This window comes from Microvirga sp. ACRRW (assembly GCF_022346925.1).
Classification (GTDB): Bacteria; Pseudomonadota; Alphaproteobacteria; order Rhizobiales; family Beijerinckiaceae; genus Microvirga.
Map to the genome: position 1 here is coordinate 1 of NZ_JAKRNJ010000019.1, position 914 is coordinate 914.

At 68.4% G+C, this 914-nt stretch carries 1 protein-coding gene; it reads left to right on the forward strand.

Features of this window, described 5'->3' with window-relative positions; all coding sequences use genetic code 11:
• On the forward strand, positions 1 to 914 hold a 914-nt coding region (locus MHY87_RS18635), incomplete at both ends, for a calcium-binding protein (RefSeq protein WP_239354068.1).

The following is a 914-nucleotide window of genomic DNA, read 5'->3' on the forward strand; positions in this document are numbered from 1 at the left end:
GGCGAGGGCCACGACACGGTGCAGGGCGGCGTCTATTCCGATTACCTGATCGGCGGCACGGGCAACGACAGCCTCGTCGGCCACCAGGGCCACGACGTGCTGGTCGGCGGCGAGGGCGACGACACGCTGCGCGGCGGCGACGGCGACGACCACATCTATGGCGGCGCCGGCAACGACGTGATCGACGACGCGATCACGAGCGGCGCGGTGTCTGGCAATGACAAGTTCGACGGCGGCGCCGGCAACGACACCCTGATGGGACGTTATGGCAACGACACGCTGATCGGTGGCCTCGGCAACGACACGCTCGATGGCGGCGAGGACCATGACCTGCTCGAGGGCGGCGAGGGCGACGACACCCTGACCGGCTGGACCGGCAACGACACGCTCCAGGGCGGCGCCGGCAACGACTATGCTGTGGGCGGCGACGGCGATGACCGGGTGTTCGGCGGCGAGGGCAACGATGCGCTCTACGGCCAATGGGGCAACGATGCTCTCTATGGCGAAAGCGGCAACGACTTCCTGGTCGGCGATGCCGGTGACGATTGGCTGGACGGCGGTGACGGCAACGACGAGCTGCTCGGTCAGGTCGGCAATGACGTCCTCGTCGGCGGCGGCGGCCAGGACTGGCTTTATGGCCATGAAGGCAATGACCAGCTGGTGGCGCAGGAGGGCAACGACTTCCTGTATGGCGGCGACGGGTCCGACTGGCTCTATGGCGGCGACGGCAACGACTATCTGTCGGGCGGCGCGCAGGACGACGTGCTCTACGGCGGGGCCAACGAGGACACGCTGTACGGCGACGACGGCAACGACTCGCTGTTTGGCGATGACGGCCACGACAACATCTGGGGCGGGGCCGGGCAGGACTGGATGTGGGGCGGCGCTCACAACGACACGCTCTCCGGCGGCCT